Origin of the sequence: Amycolatopsis sp. NPDC048633, assembly GCF_040650695.1 — a bacterium.
In the GTDB taxonomy this organism is placed as follows: domain Bacteria; phylum Actinomycetota; class Actinomycetes; order Mycobacteriales; family Pseudonocardiaceae; genus Amycolatopsis.
This window is the reverse complement of sequence record NZ_JBEZHS010000009.1, coordinates 133,484-153,163: the sequence shown is the minus strand read 5'-3', so window position 1 is coordinate 153,163 and position 19,680 is coordinate 133,484. Positions and strand designations below refer to the sequence as shown.

General features: G+C 71.3%; 21 protein-coding genes. 10 read left to right on the top strand and 11 right to left on the bottom strand.

Translation table 11 applies throughout. From position 1 onward, the window contains the following. Nucleotide 1 precedes the first annotated feature (1 nt). Genes AB0C38_RS19005 through AB0C38_RS18995 form a run of 3 tightly spaced genes read right to left on the bottom strand, consistent with a single transcriptional unit; the run spans nt 2 to nt 2,552 of the window. A complete protein-coding gene (locus AB0C38_RS19005) occupies nt 2-757 on the bottom strand; it encodes an MBL fold metallo-hydrolase (protein WP_360674599.1) in 756 nt (251 codons plus the stop codon). A 35-nt stretch (nt 758-792) separates the two neighbouring features. After that, nucleotides 793-1,269 carry a CoA-binding protein gene (locus tag AB0C38_RS19000; RefSeq protein ID WP_360674596.1) on the bottom strand — a complete coding sequence of 159 codons (477 nt, stop codon included), beginning with the start codon at nt 1,267-1,269 and terminating at the stop codon, nt 793-795. Further along, entirely contained in the window at nt 1,266-2,552 is a 1,287-nt protein-coding gene (locus AB0C38_RS18995) for an O-acetylhomoserine aminocarboxypropyltransferase/cysteine synthase family protein (RefSeq protein ID WP_360674593.1), read from the bottom strand. Before AB0C38_RS18995 ends, AB0C38_RS19000 begins: the two co-directional genes overlap by 4 nt. A gap of 278 nt (nt 2,553-2,830) precedes the next feature. Here AB0C38_RS18995 and AB0C38_RS18990 point away from each other — a divergent pair, with 278 nt between their 5' ends. From AB0C38_RS18990 to AB0C38_RS18970, 5 genes are all read left to right on the top strand, one after another. Beyond that, nucleotides 2,831-3,358, top strand: a complete 528-nt coding sequence (locus tag AB0C38_RS18990; RefSeq protein ID WP_360674590.1) for a DUF3887 domain-containing protein — start codon at nt 2,831-2,833, stop codon at nt 3,356-3,358. Between the two features lie 42 nt (nt 3,359-3,400). Then, complete coding sequence (locus AB0C38_RS18985; protein WP_360674587.1) at nt 3,401-4,699, top strand: serine hydrolase; 1,299 nt, start codon at nt 3,401-3,403, stop codon at nt 4,697-4,699. A gap of 20 nt (nt 4,700-4,719) precedes the next feature. Then, nucleotides 4,720-5,133 carry a VOC family protein gene (locus tag AB0C38_RS18980; protein WP_360674898.1) on the top strand — a complete coding sequence of 138 codons (414 nt, stop codon included), beginning with the start codon at nt 4,720-4,722 and terminating at the stop codon, nt 5,131-5,133. 62 nt (nt 5,134-5,195) lie between these two features. Further along, nucleotides 5,196-5,609, top strand: coding sequence for a PPOX class F420-dependent oxidoreductase (locus tag AB0C38_RS18975; RefSeq protein ID WP_360674584.1), 414 nt, complete (start codon nt 5,196-5,198; stop codon nt 5,607-5,609). Nucleotides 5,610-5,737: 128 nt separating this feature from the next. Beyond that, nucleotides 5,738-6,595, top strand: a complete 858-nt coding sequence (locus AB0C38_RS18970; protein WP_360674581.1) for a sigma-70 family RNA polymerase sigma factor — start codon at nt 5,738-5,740, stop codon at nt 6,593-6,595. A 6-nt stretch (nt 6,596-6,601) separates the two neighbouring features. Here AB0C38_RS18970 and AB0C38_RS18965 read toward each other — a convergent pair whose 3' ends face one another. Next, the gene (locus tag AB0C38_RS18965; RefSeq protein ID WP_360674578.1) at nt 6,602-7,228 is read right to left on the bottom strand and encodes a (2Fe-2S)-binding protein; all 627 of its coding nucleotides are present in this window, start codon (nt 7,226-7,228) and stop codon (nt 6,602-6,604) included. Between the two features lie 24 nt (nt 7,229-7,252). Further along, nucleotides 7,253-8,104, bottom strand: coding sequence for a putative RNA methyltransferase (locus tag AB0C38_RS18960; protein ID WP_360674576.1), 852 nt, complete (start codon nt 8,102-8,104; stop codon nt 7,253-7,255). Between the two features lie 173 nt (nt 8,105-8,277). Here AB0C38_RS18960 and AB0C38_RS18955 point away from each other — a divergent pair, with 173 nt between their 5' ends. From AB0C38_RS18955 to AB0C38_RS18945, 3 genes are read left to right on the top strand one after another with little or no spacing between them, the layout of a single operon-like run. Next, entirely contained in the window at nt 8,278-9,666 is a 1,389-nt protein-coding gene (locus AB0C38_RS18955; RefSeq protein WP_360674573.1) for an ammonium transporter, read from the top strand. Next, nucleotides 9,663-10,001: a P-II family nitrogen regulator gene (locus AB0C38_RS18950; RefSeq protein ID WP_093952295.1), complete on the top strand. Its 339-nt coding sequence runs from the start codon at nt 9,663-9,665 to the stop codon at nt 9,999-10,001. Before AB0C38_RS18955 ends, AB0C38_RS18950 begins: the two co-directional genes overlap by 4 nt. An 11-nt stretch (nt 10,002-10,012) precedes the next feature. After that, a complete protein-coding gene (locus AB0C38_RS18945) occupies nt 10,013-12,328 on the top strand; it encodes a [protein-PII] uridylyltransferase (RefSeq protein ID WP_360674571.1) in 2,316 nt (771 codons plus the stop codon). Between the two features lie 37 nt (nt 12,329-12,365). Here AB0C38_RS18945 and AB0C38_RS18940 read toward each other — a convergent pair whose 3' ends face one another. The 6 genes from AB0C38_RS18940 to AB0C38_RS18915 all read right to left on the bottom strand — a co-directional run bounded on the left by AB0C38_RS18940 (nt 12,366) and on the right by AB0C38_RS18915 (nt 18,054). Then, the gene (locus AB0C38_RS18940; protein ID WP_360674568.1) at nt 12,366-13,709 is read right to left on the bottom strand and encodes an FAD-dependent oxidoreductase; all 1,344 of its coding nucleotides are present in this window, start codon (nt 13,707-13,709) and stop codon (nt 12,366-12,368) included. After that, the gene (locus tag AB0C38_RS18935; RefSeq protein ID WP_360674561.1) at nt 13,702-14,364 is read right to left on the bottom strand and encodes a VC0807 family protein; all 663 of its coding nucleotides are present in this window, start codon (nt 14,362-14,364) and stop codon (nt 13,702-13,704) included. The genes AB0C38_RS18940 and AB0C38_RS18935 overlap by 8 nt, the downstream gene beginning before the upstream one ends. Continuing rightward, nucleotides 14,361-14,963: a TetR/AcrR family transcriptional regulator gene (locus AB0C38_RS18930; RefSeq protein WP_360674558.1), complete on the bottom strand. Its 603-nt coding sequence runs from the start codon at nt 14,961-14,963 to the stop codon at nt 14,361-14,363. Before AB0C38_RS18930 ends, AB0C38_RS18935 begins: the two co-directional genes overlap by 4 nt. Nucleotides 14,964-15,033: 70 nt before the next feature. Next, entirely contained in the window at nt 15,034-16,338 is a 1,305-nt protein-coding gene (locus tag AB0C38_RS18925) for a GGDEF domain-containing protein (protein ID WP_360674555.1), read from the bottom strand. Nucleotides 16,339-16,691: 353 nt separating this feature from the next. Then, nucleotides 16,692-17,444: a glucose 1-dehydrogenase gene (locus AB0C38_RS18920; RefSeq protein WP_360674552.1), complete on the bottom strand. Its 753-nt coding sequence runs from the start codon at nt 17,442-17,444 to the stop codon at nt 16,692-16,694. A gap of 22 nt (nt 17,445-17,466) precedes the next feature. Next, a complete protein-coding gene (locus AB0C38_RS18915) occupies nt 17,467-18,054 on the bottom strand; it encodes a TetR/AcrR family transcriptional regulator (protein WP_360674549.1) in 588 nt (195 codons plus the stop codon). Between the two features lie 121 nt (nt 18,055-18,175). Here AB0C38_RS18915 and AB0C38_RS18910 point away from each other — a divergent pair, with 121 nt between their 5' ends. Continuing rightward, a complete protein-coding gene (locus tag AB0C38_RS18910; RefSeq protein ID WP_360674895.1) occupies nt 18,176-18,535 on the top strand; it encodes a hypothetical protein in 360 nt (119 codons plus the stop codon). A gap of 52 nt (nt 18,536-18,587) precedes the next feature. Then, nucleotides 18,588-19,460, top strand: a complete 873-nt coding sequence (locus AB0C38_RS18905; RefSeq protein ID WP_360674546.1) for a Ku protein — start codon at nt 18,588-18,590, stop codon at nt 19,458-19,460. The last annotated feature ends 220 nt before the right edge of the window (nt 19,461-19,680 follow it).

The following is a 19,680-nucleotide window of genomic DNA, read 5'->3' as shown; positions in this document are numbered from 1 at the left end:
GTCAGACCTCCGCGCGCTCCCCGGGTTCGAGCAGCACAAGGCGGTCGGTGAGGCCGGCCGCCTCGAACTCCGTCCGCAGCGCGTCCGGCCCTTCGCTGAAGTGCTGCCAGCCCCGGAAATGCAGCGGCACCACCTTCGCCGCGCCGAGCACCTTCGCCGCTTCGGCGGCGTTCGCGCTGGTCAGCGTCAGGGGAGCGCCGTCGAAGAGCGCCGTCCGGGCCGCGCCGGCGAACAGCACCGCGACGTCGACGCGGAACCGCGACGCGATCTCCCGCACCAGCTCGACCGATGCGTTGTCCCCGCTGACGTACACCGTCGGCAGGCGGTCACCGCTCAGCACGAACCCGGTGACCTCGCCGGTCGTCGGCTCGGCGCCCTCCGGCCCGTGCAGCGCCGGGACGGCGGTGACCGTCAGCGGTCCGACCTGCGTCTCCTCCCACGGCTTCAGTCCCCGCGCGGTCCCGCCCAGCCGCTCGGCCCCGCTGGGCGTGATCAGCGTCAGCGGCACCGTCGCGAGGTAGGCGCGACCGCGGTCGTCCAGGTTGTCGGGGTGCTGGTCGTGGGACAGCAGGACGGCATCCACCACACCGACCGCGTCTTCGGTCAGCACCGAGTCCTCGGTCTTGATCAGCACGCGGTTGCCGATCGAGTGGTCGCCAGGCGCGTCGAAGGTCGGGTCGGTGAGCAGCCGGACGCCGCCCAGCTCCAGGAGTGCGGTCGGGCCGCCGGAGAGGGTGATCCCCAGTTTTTCGGTCATGTCCCGGCCAACAGCGCGAACGGACGTTGTCTTCCCTAAGGTGCCGACTGCCTCCGGGAGCTGATCACGCCGGTGTTGAACCCGGCCAGATGGAGCCCGCCCGCGAAACGCGCGTGTTCGATCTTCACGCACCGGTTCATCACGACGTCCAGCCCGGCCTCGCGCGCCCGGTCGGCCGCAGGCTCGTGCCACAGCCCCAGCTGGAGCCACAGCGTCCGCGCGCCGGCGTCGATCACCTCCTCGGCCACCTGGGGCAGGTCGTCGTGCTTGCGGAACACACTGACCAGGTCCGGTTCACCCGGTACGTCCTTGAGCGAGGCGTACACCGGTTTCCCGAACAGCGTGTCCAGCCGCGGGTTGACGAAGTTGACCTCGTAGCGCGTCGACGAGAGCAGGTACGTCGCGACGAAGTAGCTGGGCCGCGCCGGGTTGGCGGACGCGCCCACCAGCGTCACCGACTTCGTCCGGTTGAGGATCGCCCGCCGCTCGACGGCTCCCACCGCGTACGTCATCCGGCCACCGCCTTGCCCAGAGCCTGGTCGAGGTCCCAGAGGATGTCGTCGACGTCTTCCAGACCGATCGACAACCGGATCAGGTCGGGCCCGACACCCGCGGCCGCGAGCTGGTCCTCCGACAGCTGCGCGTGGGTGGTCGACGCCGGGTGGATCACGAGCGTCCGCGCGTCCCCGACGTTCGCCAGGTGCGACAGCAGCTCCACCGATTCGACGAACCTCTCGCCCGACGCCCGGCCACCGTCGATGCCGAACGAGAACACCGCGCCCGGCCCGGCCGGCAGGTACTTCTTCGCCAGGTCGTGGTGCTGGTGGGAGGGCAGCCCGGCGTAGGACACCCAGGCCACCCGTGGATCCGCTTCGAGGTGTTCGGCGACCACCCGGGCGTTGGCCACGTGCGCGTCCATCCGCTGCGGGAGAGTCTCGACCCCTTGCAGCAGCAGGAAAGCCGAGTGGGGCGACAGGACCGCGCCGATGTCCCGCAGCTGCTCGGCGCGCAGCCGTGTGCAGAACGCGTACTCGCCGAAGTTCTCCCAGTACCTCAGGCCGCCATAGCTCTCGACAGGCTCGGTCATCCGGGGGAACTTGCCGTTGCCCCAGTCGAACTTCCCGGACTCGACGACGATCCCGCCGAGCGTCGTCCCGTGACCGCCGAGGAACTTCGTCGCCGAGTGCAGCACGATGTCGGCGCCGTGCTCGATCGGGCGGCACAGGTACGGCGTCGCCAGCGTCGCGTCCACCACCAGCGGGATGTCGTGGGAGTGCGCGAGATCCGCCAGCGCCGCGAGGTCGGCGATGCCGCCACCGGGGTTGCCGATCACCTCGGTGTAGAGCAGCCGGGTCCGGTCGGTGATCGCGGCCGCGTAGTCGTCGATGCCGCCGCTGACGAACGTCGTCTCCACGCCGAACCGCCTGAGCGTGCCGGTGAGCTGGGTGACCGTGCCGCCGTAGAGGCCGCTCGCCGACACGATGTGGTCGCCCGCCTCGGTGAGCGCGCTGAAGGTGAGGAACTCCGCGGCCTGCCCGCTCGCGGTGGCGACGCCGCCGATGGCGCCTTCGAGACTGGCGATCCGCTCCTCGAACGCGGCCACGGTCGGGTTCCCGATGCGGCTGTAGATGTTGCCGTACTTCTGCAGCGCGAAGAGGTTCGCCGCGTCGGCGGCGTCCTCGAAGACGAAGCTCGTGGTCTGGTAGATCGGCACGGCCCGCGCGCCGGTCGCCGGATCGGGGGTCCCGCCCGCGTGCAGTGCTCGGGTGCGGAAGCCCCAGGTGTGTTCACTCATCGGTTCTCACCGTAACCGTCCTCCCCTTCGGATGGCCACGCCTCTCAGGTGATGGGCGAAGCCATTTCGTGCTGCCGAGCGTAGCACGATTTGAGATTCCGTGCGCTACACTCGAAAGCATGAAATGTGCTGCGTGTGGCAAGCCGCTGCCATCTCGGCGTGGAGCAGGACGAAATCGTCAGTACTGCGACGCCACTTGTCGGAGCGCCGCCCGTCGTCAGCGAGGGCACGTAAAGAATGACTTGACAACGCGACCGCGTCAATCCACCCTTGACACCGTGCCGGGAGAACCTTTGGCTGCGGTCGGTGAAGCGCTGCGGAAAGTCCGTGACGCGGAAGCGACATTGCGGGACGCCGTGGACGCGGCCAGGGCGGCCGGGCACACCTGGCAAGAGCTCGGCGACCTGCTGGGCACCAGCCGGCAGGCCGCCTTCCAGCGGTTCGGCCGGCCGGTCGATCCGGCGACGGGAGCGTCCATGGCGGAGGTGAAGCTGCCCGACGCGATCCATCGCGCCGAGGGGCTCGTGGCCGAGCTCGTCGGCTGCCGGTGGCACGAGGTGCGCCGGGACTTCGACGACCGCATGCGCGACGCGGTCGGCGAGGACGAGCTGCGGCTCGCCTGGGCCCAGGTGGCCGGATCGGTCGGACGTTACGAGCGGACGGGGGAGGCGTACGCGCGGTCCACGGGCGACTACACGGTCGTCCACATGCCGCTGGCTTTCGAGGCGGGCGAGCGGACCGTGCTGGTGACCTACCGCGACGACGGCCAGGTGGCCGGGCTGTGGATCCAGCCGGCCGAGCGCTAGCCGGTGACAACAGGGGGAAACGATGGAAGCACAGGGGGAACGATGAAGACAGCGATAGCGGGCGTGGTGGCGCTCTTGGTGCCATTGATGGCTCCGGCCGCCCAGGCCGCCGAAGTGCCCACGGCGACGCACCAGCTCGAGTGGGTGGTCGACGCGACCGGGCGCGTCCCGGTGTCCGATGCCGAGGTACGCGAGCACATCGCCCAGGTCATGCTGACCGCCGTGGGCGGCACGGCGGGCGTCAACGGCGCACTCGCGCAGCTGGGTCCGATCGAGCTGAAGCGGATTGTCACCGAGGCACCGGACCACGTGGCGGCCGCGGTCCACGGACCCGCCGACGACTACCTGCTCGACCTCCACGTGGACCAGGCCGGGCTGATCGACGGCCTCAGGGCGAGCCCGGACGACCCGGTCCCGGCATCCTGGCCGGAGGTCGACGCGCAGCTCGCGGCGCTCGGCGCCCGCGTGTCGTTCGGCGCGTCGGAGATCCTTCCGGACGGGCGCTGCCGGGACGTGCACGGCGTGCGCGATGACGTGCAGCGGCCGTTGGGCTCGGCCTTCAAGCTCTACGTCCTGGGCGCGCTCGGCAAGGCGGTCGCCGAGCACAAGGCGTCCTGGAGTGAGCAGCTGGCGATCCGTGACGACTGGAAGAGCCTGCCGTCCGGGGTGCTGCAGAACGAGCCGGCCGGCACGCGGCTCCCGCTGTCCACCTACGCCGACGAGATGATCTCGATCAGCGACAACACCGCGACCGACCACCTGATCCACCGGCTCGGCCGGGACGCGGTGCAACGGCAGGTCACGGCGTTCGGCAACCAGCGGCCGTCGGCGAACATCCCGTTCTTGACCACGAAGGCGATGTTCGAGCTCAAGGCCACGCAGTACCCGGCTCGCGCGGACGCCTACCTGGCGCTGCCACGCTGGGCGCGGCCCGCGGCGGTGGCCGGGCTGGAACGCCTTCCGCTCACCGGCCTCCAGAGCTGGCAGACGCCCGAGAAGATCGACGACATCGAGTGGTTCGGTTCGCCGGACGACCTGTGCCGCGCGTTCTCCGGGCTGCAGAAGGAGAACCAGCCGGAGATCGGGCACGCGTTGTCGCTGAACGACGGCGGCCTCGGACTCGACCGGGCGAAGTTCCCGGAGGTCTGGTTCAAGGGCGGCAGCGAACCCGGCGTGCTGACCTTGAACTACCTGGCCCGCACCGCGGACGGCCGCTCGCTGGTCACCAGCGTCATGGTGTCGGACCCGGCCGCGCCGTTGGACGAGAACCACGTTGCCGCACGGGGAATCGCCGTCGCGAAGGGTGCGGTGGCGCTTCTCGCGGCTACGCTTCGACCGTGACGGTGCGGTGGACTCTGACGATGGACTGCGCGGAGCCCCGCGCGCTGGCGAGGTTCTGGGCGGTGGCCCTCGGCTACATCGAGCGGCCGCCGCCGGCGGGGTTCGCGAGCTGGGAAGCGTGGTTCGCCCAGCAGGGCGTGCCCGAAGCGGAGTGGGGCGACGGCGCGTACCTGAGCGATCCGGAGGGCGTGCTGCCGAGCATGAGCTTCCTCAAGGTGCCCGAGGGGAAGGTCGCGAAGAACCGTCTGCACCTGGACATCCAGGCCGGCGGCGGACGCGAGGTTCCGTGGGACACGCGGTGGGAGCGGGTCGTCGAAGCGGTCGCCCGCATCACCGCGGCGGGCGGGACAGTGCTGTACGAGGACGAGCTGGATGGCCGCCCTGACCATGTGGTGATGGCGGATCCGGAAGGCAACGAGTTCTGCGTGCTCTGAGCTGTCGATCCGGGTGCCCCGAGTTCGTGTAGGAGGTGGATCCGGATCACGAAGGAGTGCTCATGAGCTTCAATGCCGAAGAGATCGACTACCTGCGGTCGCAGCCGCTCGCCCGCGTCGCCACGCTGGGCGCGGGTGAGCAGCCGGACGTCGTCCCGCTCGCGTTCGAGTTCGACGGCGAACACTTCTGGGTCGGTGGCGTCGGCGCGGCGGTGGCGGCGACCCGCAAGTTCCGGAACGTCGCCGCCGGCCGCCGGAAGGTCGCGCTGGTGGTGGACGACCTGGTGTCGCTGCAACCGTTCGTCGCCCGGGCGATCCGCGTGTATGGCGACGCGGACGAGCCCGTGGAGCGGACCGGCTTGGTCGGGCCGGGGCTGTACTCCCGGATCACCCCACGGATCTCGTGGAGCTGGAACATGGCGGGGGAGCCCGCGGGCGAGACGTGGTACGAGCCGAGGAGGGCAGTACATGGGTAGTCAGTAGCTCCACGCGCGAGGCCTGGGATGACTCAGATCACTCGGGGCCGTCCAGGCGTTCTCGTCACATCCGTCACTGTCGCGGGGTCTACTGCTACGACTGCGGCGCGAAAGGGACGGGACACACGGTGGACACGCTGACCGAGCGGTTCGAGCAGGAGCGGGCCCGGCTGCGGGCGGTCGCCTACCGGATGCTCGGTTCGGCGAGCGAGGCCGATGACGCTCTCCAGGAGGCCTGGCTGCGGTTCGACCGCACCGACACGGGTGAGGTCGAGAACGTCGGCGCGTGGCTGACGACTGTCGTCGCGCGGGTGTGCCTGTCGATGCTGCGGACGCGTCGCAACCACCGTGAGGAGCCTCTGGACGGCCGGCCCGAGCAGGGCGAGGACCGCCGTGACCCCGAGCAGGAGGCGGAGCTGGCCGACTCGGTCGGGCTGGCGCTGCTGGTGGTGCTCGACGCGCTGGCGCCCGCCGAGCGGGTCGCGTTCGTGCTGCACGACATGTTCGCCGTGCCGTTCGACGAGATCGCGCCCATGATCGACAAGACTCCGGCCGCGGCCCGGCAGCTCGCCAGCCGCGCCCGGCGGCGGGTCAAGGGCGGTACCGCGGCGGATGCGGGCCTGCCGAGGCGGCGCAAGGTCGTCGAGGCGTTCCTGGCCGCGTCGCGGGGTGGCGACTTCGAGGCGCTGCTCGCGCTCCTCGACCCGGACGTGGTGCTGCACGCCGACCGGTTCGTCGGCCCGAGCCCGGCGCCGGTCGTGCTGCGTGGCGTCGAGAACGTGCGCAAGGGCGCGGTACTGGCCTCCGATCGGGCTCGCGTCAGCGAGCTGGCGCTCGTCGACGGCTCGCCGGGGCTGCTGTGGGTGCGCGAGGGGCGGCTGTCGGTTGTCCTGGCGTTCCAGGTGGACGGCGACCGGATCACCGGCATCGAGGTCATCGCGGACCCGGAGCGGCTGCTTGGCCTGGAGCTGGCCGTCCTCGACTGAGGCGGGTCAGCCCAGGGCGGCGCGAAGCCGCGCGTCGCGCTCGGCCGGCGTTTGACGCGGGCAGCTCACGCACTTCGGGTTGCCGACCTCGTAGATCAGGCAGCACGACGCGCGCCGCACGGCTGGGGTCCGGCCGACCCGCAGGAAACGGGGCTTCGGGAGGTCCAGGCCGATCGCGGCCACTAGCGGCTCGGCCAGGGCCATCGCGCGCTCCGGATCGGGCGTCCACAGCAGCCGGTTGCCGATCGAGTCGGTGGCGATGGCACCGAGGGCACGCGCACGAGCGCCGGTCACGGCGGCGATCGTGGCGATGGCGGCCCCGAGCGCCTCGCCGAACGCGGCGCCCAGTTCGGGCAGCCCGCCGGCGAGGGGACGGGTGGACCGGGCACCGAGGAACCGGCCGTCGGCGAGGAGGTCGATCTCCATGGCGTCGAGCGACGGGTCGGCCGGCGCCCCGGCGACCAGGCCTTCGAGCGCGGGAGCCACGAGCACCGAGGACAGCGAGTACCACCAGATCGTGCCGAGCACTTCCGGCCGGGCACAGCCGTAGAGCTTGGCCGCGCCGCCGATGCGCGCGCGGACCCACTCCGCGTCCACGAGCAGCGTCGCGGACGCGGTCCAGTCGGGCTTCACGTCACCCAGCCTTCCAGAACGTCCTCACAGGCGCCGGTAGGTGGAGACCGTGAACGACACCGTCACCGCCTGGGGCTCGGTCAGCGCGTCCAGGCGCGCACGACGGTCGCCGCGGTCGAGGTGGAACGCCGTCGGGCCCATCTCCACCGCCTGGCGGACCTGCCGCGGTGTCAGCTGCGCCGTCCGGCGGACCTCCGTCCGTCCGGTACGGGCGAAGTACTCACCGAGCGTGCCGTCCAGGCGCTCCTCCTTGCGCTCGTCCACCGACAGCACCAGGTCGCCCAGCTCGCGCAGGTGGTCCGGGGCCGGGGACGCGACCGTCAGCAGGCCGCCGGGCCGCAGGACGCGGTGGAACTCCGGCCCGTTGCGCGGCGCGAAGACGTTCAGCACCACCGACGCCACTTCGTCGCCCACGGGCCACGGCTCCCACAGGTTCCACACCGCCGCGCCCAGGCGCGCGTGGGCGCGGGCCGCGCGTCGCAAGGCCACCGCGGAGACGTCCAGCGCCAGACCGAAAGCCTTGGGCGCCGCCTCCAAGACGTGCGCCAGGTGGTAGCCCGTCCCCGCGCCCGCGTCGATCACGAGTCCGTCGGCCTCCGCGCACACGCGGGCCAGCTCGTCCGCGAGGGGCCGGTAAGCCTCCGACGCCAGGAAGTCCGCGCGGGCCGCGACCATCGGTGCCGTGTCCGCCGTCCCGGCCGGGATTCGCGCGTGCAACAGGTTCACGTAACCCTGGCGAGCTAGATCGAACGAGTGACTCCGCGAGCAACGCAGTGTGCGATCAACAGGCTCCAGCGGAGTACCGCACACCGAACAGCGCAACGCGTCCACGACCCGGGGTGGCAGTGGGTCATTCCCGTGGTCACTCGACGTCATGGGGATATTCGACCACGACGTAACGCAACCGGACACTCCAGGACACGTCACGGGAAACCTGGCCGTAACAACCGGGCACGGACAGTTCACGCGCAGGAAACCTCTCGCGCCGCCCCGTGAAACACCGCGAGCCAAAACTTCCATCGCACGCACCCAGGGCACGGGAGGACGATGTGCTGAACGCAGGAGACACCGCATGGGTACTGGCCAGCGCCGCGCTGGTCATGCTCATGACCCCAGGATTGGCGTTCTTCTATGGCGGCATGGTCCGCGCGAAGAGCGTCTTGAACATGCTGATGATGAACTTCATCGCGCTGGCCGTGGTGGGGGTGCTTTGGGCCCTGTACGGCTTCTCGATGTCGTTCGGCGACGACGCCTTCGGCGGCCTGGTCGGTAACTTCCACTTCGCCGGCTTGGAAAACACCTTCGGGAAGCTCGCCGGCTTCGCGGTCGCCGCCACCGACTCGGCGCCCGCGGTGGCTTGGCCGGGCAGCGACGCACTGCCGGTGCTCGCGTTCGTCATGTTCCAGCTGATGTTCGCCATCATCACGCCCGCGCTGATCTCCGGCGCCATCGCCGACCGCGCGAAGTTCTGGGGCTGGACGCTGTTCGTCGTCATCTGGGTGACGATCGTGTACTTCCCGGTCGCGCACTGGGTGTTCTCGTTCAACGGCTTCATCGGCGAGAACTCGGTCGGCGGCTGGATCGCCAACAACCTCAAGGCACTCGACTTCGCCGGTGGTACCGCGGTCCACATCAACGCCGGTGCCGCGGGTCTCGCCCTCGCGTTCGTGCTCGGCAAGCGCAAGGGCTGGCCGAAGGACACCGGCCGCCCGCACAACGTGCCGTTCGTCCTGCTGGGCGCCTCCCTGCTGTGGTTCGGCTGGTACGGCTTCAACGCGGGTTCGGCGCTGGCCGCCAACGACCTCGCCGCCGTCGCGTTCACCAACACCACCGTCGCCACCGCGGCCGCCGTTCTCGGCTGGCTGATCGTGGAGCAGCTGAAGTTCGGCAAGCCGACCACCCTCGGTGCGGCTTCCGGTGCGGTCGCCGGCCTGGTCGCCATCACCCCGGCGTGTGGTTTCGTGAGCCCGCTCGGGGCCATCGCGATCGGTCTCATCGCCGGTGTCCTCTGCGCGCTCGCCATCTCGCTCAAGTTCAAGTTCGGCTTCGACGACTCGCTCGACGTCGTGGGCGTCCACCTGGTCGGTGGCATCGTCGGTACCCTGCTGATCGGCTTCTTCGGCACCACCAGCGTCAACTCGCTCGGCGCCGACGGCCTGTTCTACGGCGGTGGGTTCACCCAGCTGGGTCGTCAGGCGGCGGCCGCCGGTGCGGTGCTCGCGTACTCCTTCATCCTGTCCTTCATCATCGGTTTCGCGATCAAGAAGGCGGGCGGCTTCCGCGTCAGCACCGAGGACGAGATCACCGGTATCGACGAGGCCCAGCACGCGGAGAGCGCGTATGACTTCACCGGGTCCAGCGGCGGCATCGGCCAGCCGACGACGATCCCGGTCAAGTCCGCCACCGGCCACGCGAAACTCGAGGAGAGCAAGGCATGAAGCTCATCACGGCGATTGTGAAGCCGTTCACGCTCGACGACGTCCGCTCCGCGCTGGAGCAGCTGGGCGTGCTGGGTATGACGGTCAGCGAGGTGCAGGGCTACGGCCGGCAGAAGGGCCACACCGAGGTCTACCGCGGCGCCGAGTACTCGGTGGACTTCGTGGCCAAGCTGAAGATCGAGGTCGTCACCGACGACACCAACGTGGAGAAGGTCCTGGACGCCATCACCACGGCCGCGCACACCGGCAAGATCGGTGACGGCAAGCTGTGGGTGACGCCGGTCGAGACGGTGATCCGGGTACGGACCGGCGAGCGCGGCACGGACGCGCTATAGGCGACCGGGAAATGGCCGACGGGGGCGAACTGGTCAAAGCCACCGAGCGTTTGCTCGAGGGCAGGCACGGGAGGCTGGGGGCGTCCGCACTGCGGGCGGCCCTGGTCGACCTCTACGAGTTCTGGCTGGGCAGGGGCGCCTCGGCGGCCGGCGTCGACACCGCGGAACCGGGTGTCGCGCTGGTCGCCGTGGGCGGGCTCGGCCGCCGGGAGCTGGTGCCGTTCTCCGATCTCGACCTGGTGCTGGTGCACAACGGCAACAGCGCCATCGGCGAGATCGCGGACGCGCTCTGGTATCCCCTGTGGGACGCGAAAGTCGGGTTGGACCACTCGGTCCGCACACCCGGCGAAGCACTGAAGGTCGCTTCGGAGGACCTTCGCACGGCCATGGGCCTGCTCGACGCCCGGCACCTTTCCGGGGATGCCGAGCTGACCGGCCGCCTGGTCGCCGCGGCGCGCGACCAGTGGCGCCGCACCGCGCGCAAGCAGATCCCGGACATGACGGCGTCGGTCCGGCAGCGCTGGACCCGCAGCGGCGAGATCGCGCAGTCCGCCGAACCCGACCTCAAACACGGCCGGGGCGGGCTGCGGGACTTCGCCGTCCTGGAAGCCCTGGCCGCGGCGCAGCTCACCGCGCGGCCCGGCGAAGAGCTCTTGGAAGCCAAGGAGCTCCTGCTCGACGTCCGCACCGAGCTGCGGCGCGAGATCCGGCGCGAGCGAGACATCCTGTCCGCGCCGGAGGCCGAGCTGGTGGCTTCCGAGCTCGGCTTCGGCGACCGCTTCACCTTGGCCCGCAAGCTTTCCGGTGCGGGCCGCACGATCGCGTACGCGCTGGACGTCGCCCTCCGGTCCACTGTGGAGCCGCCGAAGGCGCGGTTCGGACGGCGTCCGTCGCGGACCCCGCTCGCCGAAGGTGTGGTGCTGCACGGGAACGAGGTCGCGCTGGCCCGCGACGCCGTCCCGGCCAAAGACCCGGCACTGCTGCTGCGGGTCGCGGCCGCGTCGGCACGGACAGGCAAGCCCATCGCACTCGGCACGCTCAAGGCGCTGGCCGAATCGGCACCTGAGCTGCGGGCGCCGTGGCCGCCCGACGCGTTGAACGCCCTGGTCGAACTGCTGGGCGCGGGGGAGGGCCTGGTCGACGCGGTCGAGTCGCTCGACCGGACCGGCCTGTGGGCCCGGCTGTTCCCCGAGTGGGGCGCGGTCCGCGACCTGCCGCCGCGCTCGCCGGTGCACCAGTGGACGGTCGACCGGCACCTCGTGCGCACCTGCGTCGAGGCCGCCAAGCTGACCACCACGGTGTCGCGGCCGGACCTGCTGCTGGTCGGCGCGCTGCTGCACGACATCGGCAAGGGCCGCGACGCCGACCACTCGGAGCTGGGTGCCAAGATCTCCGCCCAGGTCGCGACGCGGCTCGGGCTGAGCCCGGCGGACGCGGCGACGGTGTCGGCGATGGTCCGGCACCACCTCCTGCTGCCGCACACCGCGACGCGCCGGGACATCAGCGAGCCGCAGACGGTCGCGCGGGTGGTGAAGACCCTGGACAGCGACCTCGTCCTGGTCGAGCTGCTGCACGCGCTCACCCAGGCCGACTCGCTGGCCACCGGCCCCGGCGTCTGGACGGACTGGAAGGCGCGGCTGCTCGCCCAGCTCGTCACCGGGTGCGAAGAAGTGTTGCGCGGCAAGGGCTTCACCGCGCCCGAGCCGATGGACGACGAACAGCGCGAGCTCGTCGCCCAGGCCGTGGCTTCGGGCACCGGGGAGATCCGGATCAGCGCGCACGGCAAGGTCGTCACGGTGCTGCTGGCCGTCCCGGCCCGCGCGGAGCTCCTGGCGCCGGCGGCGGGCGTGCTGGCGCTGAACTCGATGGAAGTGCACTCGGCGGTCCTGCGCGGCCACGACGGCGGGCGCGCCGGGGTGTTCACGGCGTCCCCGAAGTTCGGCTCCCTGCCGGACGCGACGCTGCTGCGCGAGCAGTTCGCCCGCGCGGTCGCCGGCACCCTCCCGCTCACCCAGCGCCTGGCGGCGAAGGAACGCGACTACGGCTCATCGGACGCGGCCCCGGTCGCGCCGAAGGTCCTCTGGTTCGACGACGAGACGAGCGGCCCCGACACGGTGGTCCTCGAGCTGCGCGCCGCCGACCGGATCGGCCTGCTGTTCCGGGTCGCCGGAGCGCTGCGCCGCTGTGACGCCGAGGTCCGCTGGGCGAAGGTCTCGACCCTGGGCGGCGCGGTGGTGGACTCGTTCGCGGTGACGCCCCGCAGCGGCCGGATCGAGCCGGGCTGGCGGCGCGAGGTGGAGCAGGCGATCCTCGCGGCCGCTTCGTGAGCGAGCTTGCCCGAGCCGGCGACGGCTCGGGCAAGCTTCATCGGCTCAGTACCGCGGCGGGCTGACCGAGCCAGCGGTGCAGCGCGTCTTCCAGGCCCGGGCCACCGGCCCACACCACGTAGCCGTCGGGCCGGACCAGCCGCGGCTCGTCACCGGACCGCGTCTCGACCCGGTCGGCCCACCCCGGGGGAAGCGCCGCACCGATCAGCACCGCGCGCCCGTCGGGTGGGGCCGGGACGGCGGCGCGACCGGACACCCCCGGGTGGGTCAGCCCGATGCCTGAGATCTCCAAGGCGACCGCACGGCGGGCTTCCGGAACGGCGAGCAACCCGGTGACGATCTCCCGGACGGCCGCGGCGTCGGGATCGGGCACCCCCAGCACCGCTTGCGCTCGCGTGCTGAGCAGCACGCGAGCGGCGACCGGGTGCCGTTCGTCGTGGTAGCTGTCGAGCAGGCCGTCCGGTGCGGTGCCGCGGACCGTCGCGGCCAGCTTCCAGCCGAGGTTCACCGCGTCCTGCAAGCCCAGGTTGAGCCCCTGGCCGCCGACGGGGAGGTGGATGTGCGCGGCGTCGCCGGCGAACAGCACCCGGTTGTGGCGGTAGCGCTCCAGCTGCCGGGCCGCGTCGCCGAAGCGCGACGCCCACCGCACCTCGCCCACCTTGATCTCCGGTCCGTGTACGGCGGTCAGGGCCCGCTGCAGCTCGCCGGCGGTGACCGGTTCCTCGCGGCCGAGCCGTTGCTGCTCTTCGCCGAAGACGATCGTGCGGTAGCGCCCGCCGGACAGTGGCAGCAGGTATCCCGACCCCGAAGACGGCAGTGCCCAGGCGTCGGCCAGGCCGGCCGGCTTGGCGGAAAGGGTGATGTCCGCGACGACCAGGGAGATCCGCGCCGATGTGCCGGGGAACGCGGCTCCCAGCAACGTGCGCACCGTGCTGCGGCCGCCGTCCGCGGCGACGAGCCAGCCCGCTCGGTGGTCGCGTCCGCCCGCGGTGACCGTGACACCTTCGTCGTCCTGGGCCACGGCGGTGACGGCCGCGTCGCGCAGCACCGGGGTGCGCAGGCGCGCCTCGATCGCCGCCGCGACGTGGGCCTGTTCCACGCCGAGCTGGTACGGGAAGGGCGTCGGCAGATCGGTGTAGTCGATCGGGAGACCCGAGAAGTGCCCGGCGGGCAGCTTCGCCTGGACGTGCGGCTCGATCGCGGCGAGCAGACCGCGGTCGGCCAGCACCTCGACCGACCGGGGCTGCAGCCCGAGGGCCTTCGACTGCGTGGTGGGCCGGGCGTCCCGTTCCAGGACCAGCACGTCGAGCCCGGCGCGTTCCAGTTCGAACGCGGTCAGCAGGCCGGTCGGGCCGCCGCCCGCGACCAGGACGTCAGGCATCGAGGTTCTCCTTCTTGAGGTACCAGAGGTGCCAGACGATCAGGACGGCCAGCATGGCGAACCACTGCACGTTGGTGACCAGGGCGATGAGGTCGATCGGCAGCGTGTAGACGAGCACGATGTGCGCCACCGCGCTGACCACCAGCACGCCACCCCAGGCGGCCGTGTTGATCCGCAGGGCGCGCCGGAACCGGGCGTCGGTGTCCCAGCGGGCCGCCCACGCGTCCGCGCCCTCGGCGCCGCGCTTCACCTCGGCGATCGTGCGGCCCAGCGTCAGCTGCGCCGGCCGGCCGACGAAAACCGTGATCAGCATCCACGCGCCGAACAGGCCACCCAGCGCGGCGGTCCACCCCTCGCGGATCGCCAGCGTGCGCGGGTCGTCCGACAGCAGGCCCAGCACGACCGACAGCACCAGGACGCTGAGCGTGACCAGGGCGATCAGGTCGATCTTGCGGTTGCGTGCGATGGTCCACAGCACGTACGGCGCGGCCACCAGGACGCCGGCCATCAGCGCCCACCACTGGCTCACGCCCGCGATGCGCAGGCCGTAGAACAGCGCCATCGGCACGATCACTTCGAACACGACGTTCAGGACGTTGGCGCGGACCACCCGGCGCAGACCGGCGTCGGGCTCGGACTTCTGCTCGATCATCATGCGGATTCCCCAGTGGATTCGGGTGCGGTCGCCCGCACGTAGAGGTCGGCGAGGTCGCGGCCGATGCGCGCGAGCTCAGCGGGTTCCAGCCCGGCTGCGGCCGCCGTCGCGACGACGGCGTCGAGGCCGGAGGTGAAGGCGAGCGCCGTGGTCCGGGCGTCGAGCGGGCCGAACGCGCCTGCTGCCTGCCCGGTGCGGAAGTGCTCTTCGAACAGCGCGAGCCGCCCGTTGACGCCGGCGCTCTGCGAGCCGGCGTTCTTCACCAGGTCGATCAGCGCGCGGACTTCGGCCGGGTGCTCGCCGACGAGCTCGACGTTCGCTTCGACGAAGGCACGCAGCTGCGCGACGTGCCCGACGGCGGCGTCGATGCGCGGCTGCATGAACGCCCCGGTGACCAGCTCGATCTCGGTGACGCACGCCGCGAGCAGGTCGTCCTTGCCTGCGAAGTGGTAGCTGATCATGCCGGTGCTCGACAGGTCGGCTTGCTTCGCGATCCGGCTGAAGGACGCCTTGGCGTAGCCGGCCTCGGCGATCACTTCGATCGCCGCCCGCACGATCTGGGCCCGCCTGCCGGACTCGGTGAACGTTCTTGCTCGCATGAGCAAAATTTAGCTCAGCCGAGCAAAAATGACAAGTCGCCTGGTCAAGGCCGGGAAATGGGGGAGTGGGTCAGGCGGTGGCGGTGCCGCCGACGACCTTGTTGCGGCCCGCGTCCTTGGCCCGGTACAGGGCCTTGTCCGCGGCCTGCAGCAGGCGGTCGACCGCCGTGCCGCCGTCGGGGTACGTCGCGACACCGATCGATGCCGACAGGGCGTCGACGACGCGGATGTGGCTGCCGTCCTCGTACTCGACCTTCAAGGACTCGATCGCCGATCGGATGCGCTCGGCCACCGCGAGCACCGCCGCCGGGCCGATGTCCGGCAGCAGGACCACGAACTCCTCGCCGCCGAAGCGGCCGACCGAGTCGTAGTCGCGGACCGCGCTCTTGATCGTCGACGCGACCGCGCGCAGCACTGTGTCGCCCGCCAGGTGGCCGTGCTCGTCGTTGATCAGCTTGAAGTAGTCCAGGTCGATCATCAGCACGCCGAACGTGCTCCGCGTGTTGCGCTGAGCACGGGCCAGTTCGCGCGAAGCGAGCAAGTGCCACCCGGTCGTGTTGAACAGGCCCGTCTTCTCGTCGGTCGTCGCGGCGATCTCCAGCTGCTTGATCAGCACTGCCCGGTGCAGCACCAGCAGCGGCGGCACGATCGCGACGGCGAGCGCGGGCAGCGTCGCCAGCGTCAACGCCGTGAGCAGGCCCAGGCAGAGCGTCGCGACCTCGAGGAGGTTGTCGCCGAGGCCGCCGAAGAACGCCTTGATCGTGCGCTTCGTGATCGTCAGCGCCGGGAGGATCGTGATCGCCGCGACCAGGAAGTACGTCGCCGCGGCCAGCGCGATGGCCGTGACGCCGCGCCAGCCCGACGTCAGCGCCGTGTACATGTCGCCGATGCCGAGCCGGGCGAGCACGACCTCGGCCGAGTAGCACGTGATGACGACCAGGGTCGCGTTCAGCGTGGTCCGGAACGGCGGGACGCGCTTCATCCGCGCGAGGCTGCGCGTCGCCAGGTGCAGGTAGAGGACGGCGATCAGGGCCGTGACGAGCGCCGGCGGCAGGAGCAGCACGCCGGCGAACGTCCAGACCGACGTCAGGTTGATGTGCGGGGTGTCGGACACCAGCCGCCGGACGCGCTCGACCTGCCGGCCCAGCTCCGCCTGCAGTACGCCGAGGCCGGCGAGGACGCCGAAGACGACCAGGTCCCACGTGTGGACCGGCACCGCGACGGCCGTCCACACGGTGGCCACGAGCGCCACGGACTCGATGAAGAGGCAGTAGAAGAGGAGCGACCCGCGCTGCCGCCAGAGGGTCCAGTGAGCAGGGTTCAGCGCCCCACGGATCCGGCCCACGCGGGGTTCGGCCGGACGGGCGCCGTCCATACTCAAGGCGGGTGCAACTCCCCTGGGTGATCCGACGATCCACGTCCACTTCACCACATCGGGCGACCGCGATCGACGATTGCCACACGTTCGGAGCAGCGAAGGGAGGCCGTCGTGCGCAACCGCGAATCCTGATCTGTCGCAGTCCGTCACCACGCCGGAAAGGAGCCTGTCGTGCGCAATCGCGAGTCCTGAACCCCACGCCCGCCCGTCATCAGGTCCGGAAGGAGAGCAGCCGTGCGCAACCGCGAGTCCTGACCACGCCGTGCACCCGAATCCATCCCAGTACGAGAGGGGAAAGTCACCATGCGCAACCGTGAATCCTGAGGAACCGCGCGCCCGGGTGGGACCGCTCAGGCGGTCGCGCCGCCGTCGACCACCAGGTCGTGCCCCACGGTGAAGGCCGCTTCGTCCGAAGCCAGCCACAGCACCGCGGCGGCCACCTCGGCGGTGGCGCCCACCCGGCCCAGCGGGATCGCGCCCTTCAGTCGTGCGGCGCGGTCCGCGTCCGTCTCGCCGGGACGCAGCGACATGTCCGTGTCGGTCGCCCCCGGGCTGACCGCGTTGATGCGGACGCCGTCGGCGATGTGGTCGCGCGCCGCCGTGCGGGTCAGCGCGCTCACCGCGGCCTTCGACGCCGCGTAGGCCGCCATGTTCGGCAGCCGGCCGTGCGCGCCGATGTTCGACGCGATGGTGACGATCGCGCCGCCGCCGTGCGTCCGCATGTGCGCGATCTCGTGCTTGAGGCACAGCCAGGTGCCGGTGAGGTTCGTGCCGATCACCGCGCCGAAGGCGTCCTCGTCGAGGTCCGCCACCGGGGCCGGCGACCCGAGGACGCCCGCGTTGTTGACCGCGACGTCCAGCCCGCCGTGCCGCTCGACGACCGTGGCGACCAGCCGCGCCACGTCCGCGGAGTCGGTCACGTCGACCTTCACCGCGCTCGCCGCGTCCCCGATCTCCTTCACCGCGGACGCGAGCCGCTGCTCGTCCCGGCCCGCGACGACGACCGTCGCGCCCTCGGTGGCGAACGCCTTCGCCGTCGTCAGCCCGATGCCCGAGCCGCCGCCGGTCACCAGGACGACCTTGCCTGCGAACCGTGCCCCCATGTCTGCCTTCTTTCTGGTCTGATCAGTCTCGAATGAGTACGCGCATCGCCTGCGAGACGGCCGCGTGCAGCCGGCTCGCCGCGTCCGTGCCCTTGCCCAGGACGCGCAGTCCCTGGAGCACGGTGAGCAGGAACCGGGCGAGGGTCGCCGGGTCGCTGCCGGCGGGGAGTTCGTCCTGGGCCTTGGCGCGTTCGAGGGCCATGGTCAGGGCGACTTCGAGGGTGTCCCAGCTGCGCTCCACGATCCGGGCGACCGCCGGATCGCGGGGGAGCAGCTCGATCGCCGCGTTGACGACGAAGCAGCCGATCGGCCCGTCTTCGCCGAGGATGTCCGCGACATAACCGTCGAGGAGCCGTCGCACCGCGGCCACGCCGGAACCCGGCTTCGACAGCTCGGCCAGCACTCGCGTGTCGGTCCGCTCGGCGTACCGCTTCAACGCCGTCACGTAGAAGTCGTGCTTCGTGCCGAAGGTGGCGTACAGGCTCGCCTTGGCGACGCCGAGGTGCGTGACGAGGTCGCTGACCGACGTCGCTTCGTACCCCTGACGCCGGAAGAGCGCGAGCGCGGCGTCGCAGGCTTCGTCGACGTCGAACTCCTTGACCCGGGACATGATCGAAACCCTAGCCTTTTCGAGAACGATCGGTCAAATATGTGACCGGCGGTGTGTCGCCTCCGATGACGGCCCGTGCGGTGGCACCATGGCTGATCTGACCGGCCGGAGGGGGCGAGCGATGCAGGACCTGACGCTGCCGCCGACGGTCGTCGCCACCCATTTGCGCTCGTGTGCCGAAGAGCTCGCCGCGAGCCTGCGCTGCGGCGGCCCGGGCGCCACGACCACCGAGCTCGCCGACGTCGTCGCGCACCTGGTCGCGGGTCAGGAAGCCATCTCCCACGCGCTCGCCGGCCTCGCCGCCCGCGTCGAAGGCGGTGCGAACGCTCTCGCAGCGGCCCCGCCCCTGGACGTCGAGGTCGTCACCGAGGTGCTTCGCGAGGCGGCCATCGCGGCCCGTTGCGCGGCCGAGGCGCTCGACGAGGTCACGCCGTCGTTCGAATGTGTGAGCGAATCCGTCGCGCCTGACACCCGTTTGTAGCTGTCGTCGCGCGCGGCCGCCCGCCTAGCCTGGAGCTGCGGAGGTGACTCGCATGCGCGCGGTGTGGATGGGCACGATCGGGTTCGGCAGTTACGCCATTCCGGTGAAGGCGTACAGCGCGACCGAGGACCGCGAGATCCCGCTGCACCAGGTGCACGAGGCCGACGGCGGCCGTGTCCGGGTGAAGCGGGTGTGCGAGGTCGACGGCGCCGAGGTGCCGCCCGAGGAGATGGTCCGCGGGTACACCGTGCCCGGCGGTGACGTCGTGCTGCTCTCGGACCACGAGCTCGCGTCGCTCCCGATGCCCGGCCGCACGATCGCCATCCGCGGTTTCGCGCCGCTCGCGGACGTCGACCCGATCTGGTTCGCGAAGAGCTACTACCTCGAGCCGGAGCCGGCGGGCACCAAGCCGTACGTGCTGTTCGGCGAAGCCCTGCAGCAGTCCGGGCGGATCGCGCTGGTCACGGTCGCGCTGCGCCGCCGCGAGACGCTCGGTGCGCTGCGCGTGCGCGACCAGGTCATCGTGCTGGAGACGATGCTCTGGCCGGACGAGGTGCGCCCGCCCGACTTCCCGTTCCGGCACGCCGACGTCGACATCCGGCCCGGCGAGCTGCGGCGCGCGGTGAACCTCGTCGAGGAGCTGACCGGCGAGTTCGACCCCGGCCGCTACCCCGACCGTTACCGCGAAGCCTTTCAGGCGTTGGTCCAGGCGAAGATCGACGGCGCCGAGGTCGTCCAGCCGACGGCCGCGGAGCAGGCGGAGGGCGTCACGCGGCTGCTGGCGGCCCTGCAGGAGTCGGCATCCGAAGCCGAGGACGCACGCAACGCGTCCGTCGCGAAGGCCAAGGCCGCCGCGTCGAGGGCGGCGAAGGCGCGTACGACGGCGAAGCGGGCCGCTGCTCGCGGCCGCACGAAGACGTCCTGAGTATTACTACCCACGGGTAATTGAGGGTTCTCCCACTGCTGGCCGGGTGCCCGGCGCGGCAGACTTCCTTCTGCCAGCGGGTACCGGATCGCTGGTGAGGGGGAAGGAACCGGACGGCCCCTGGGGAGGTGAGCCGTCCGGGCACCAGGGTTCCGGGGCGGGCCGACGGAGGAGCGGCCCGTTCCCGGGACCCGTGTCGCACCGCGGGGAGGCGGGGCGA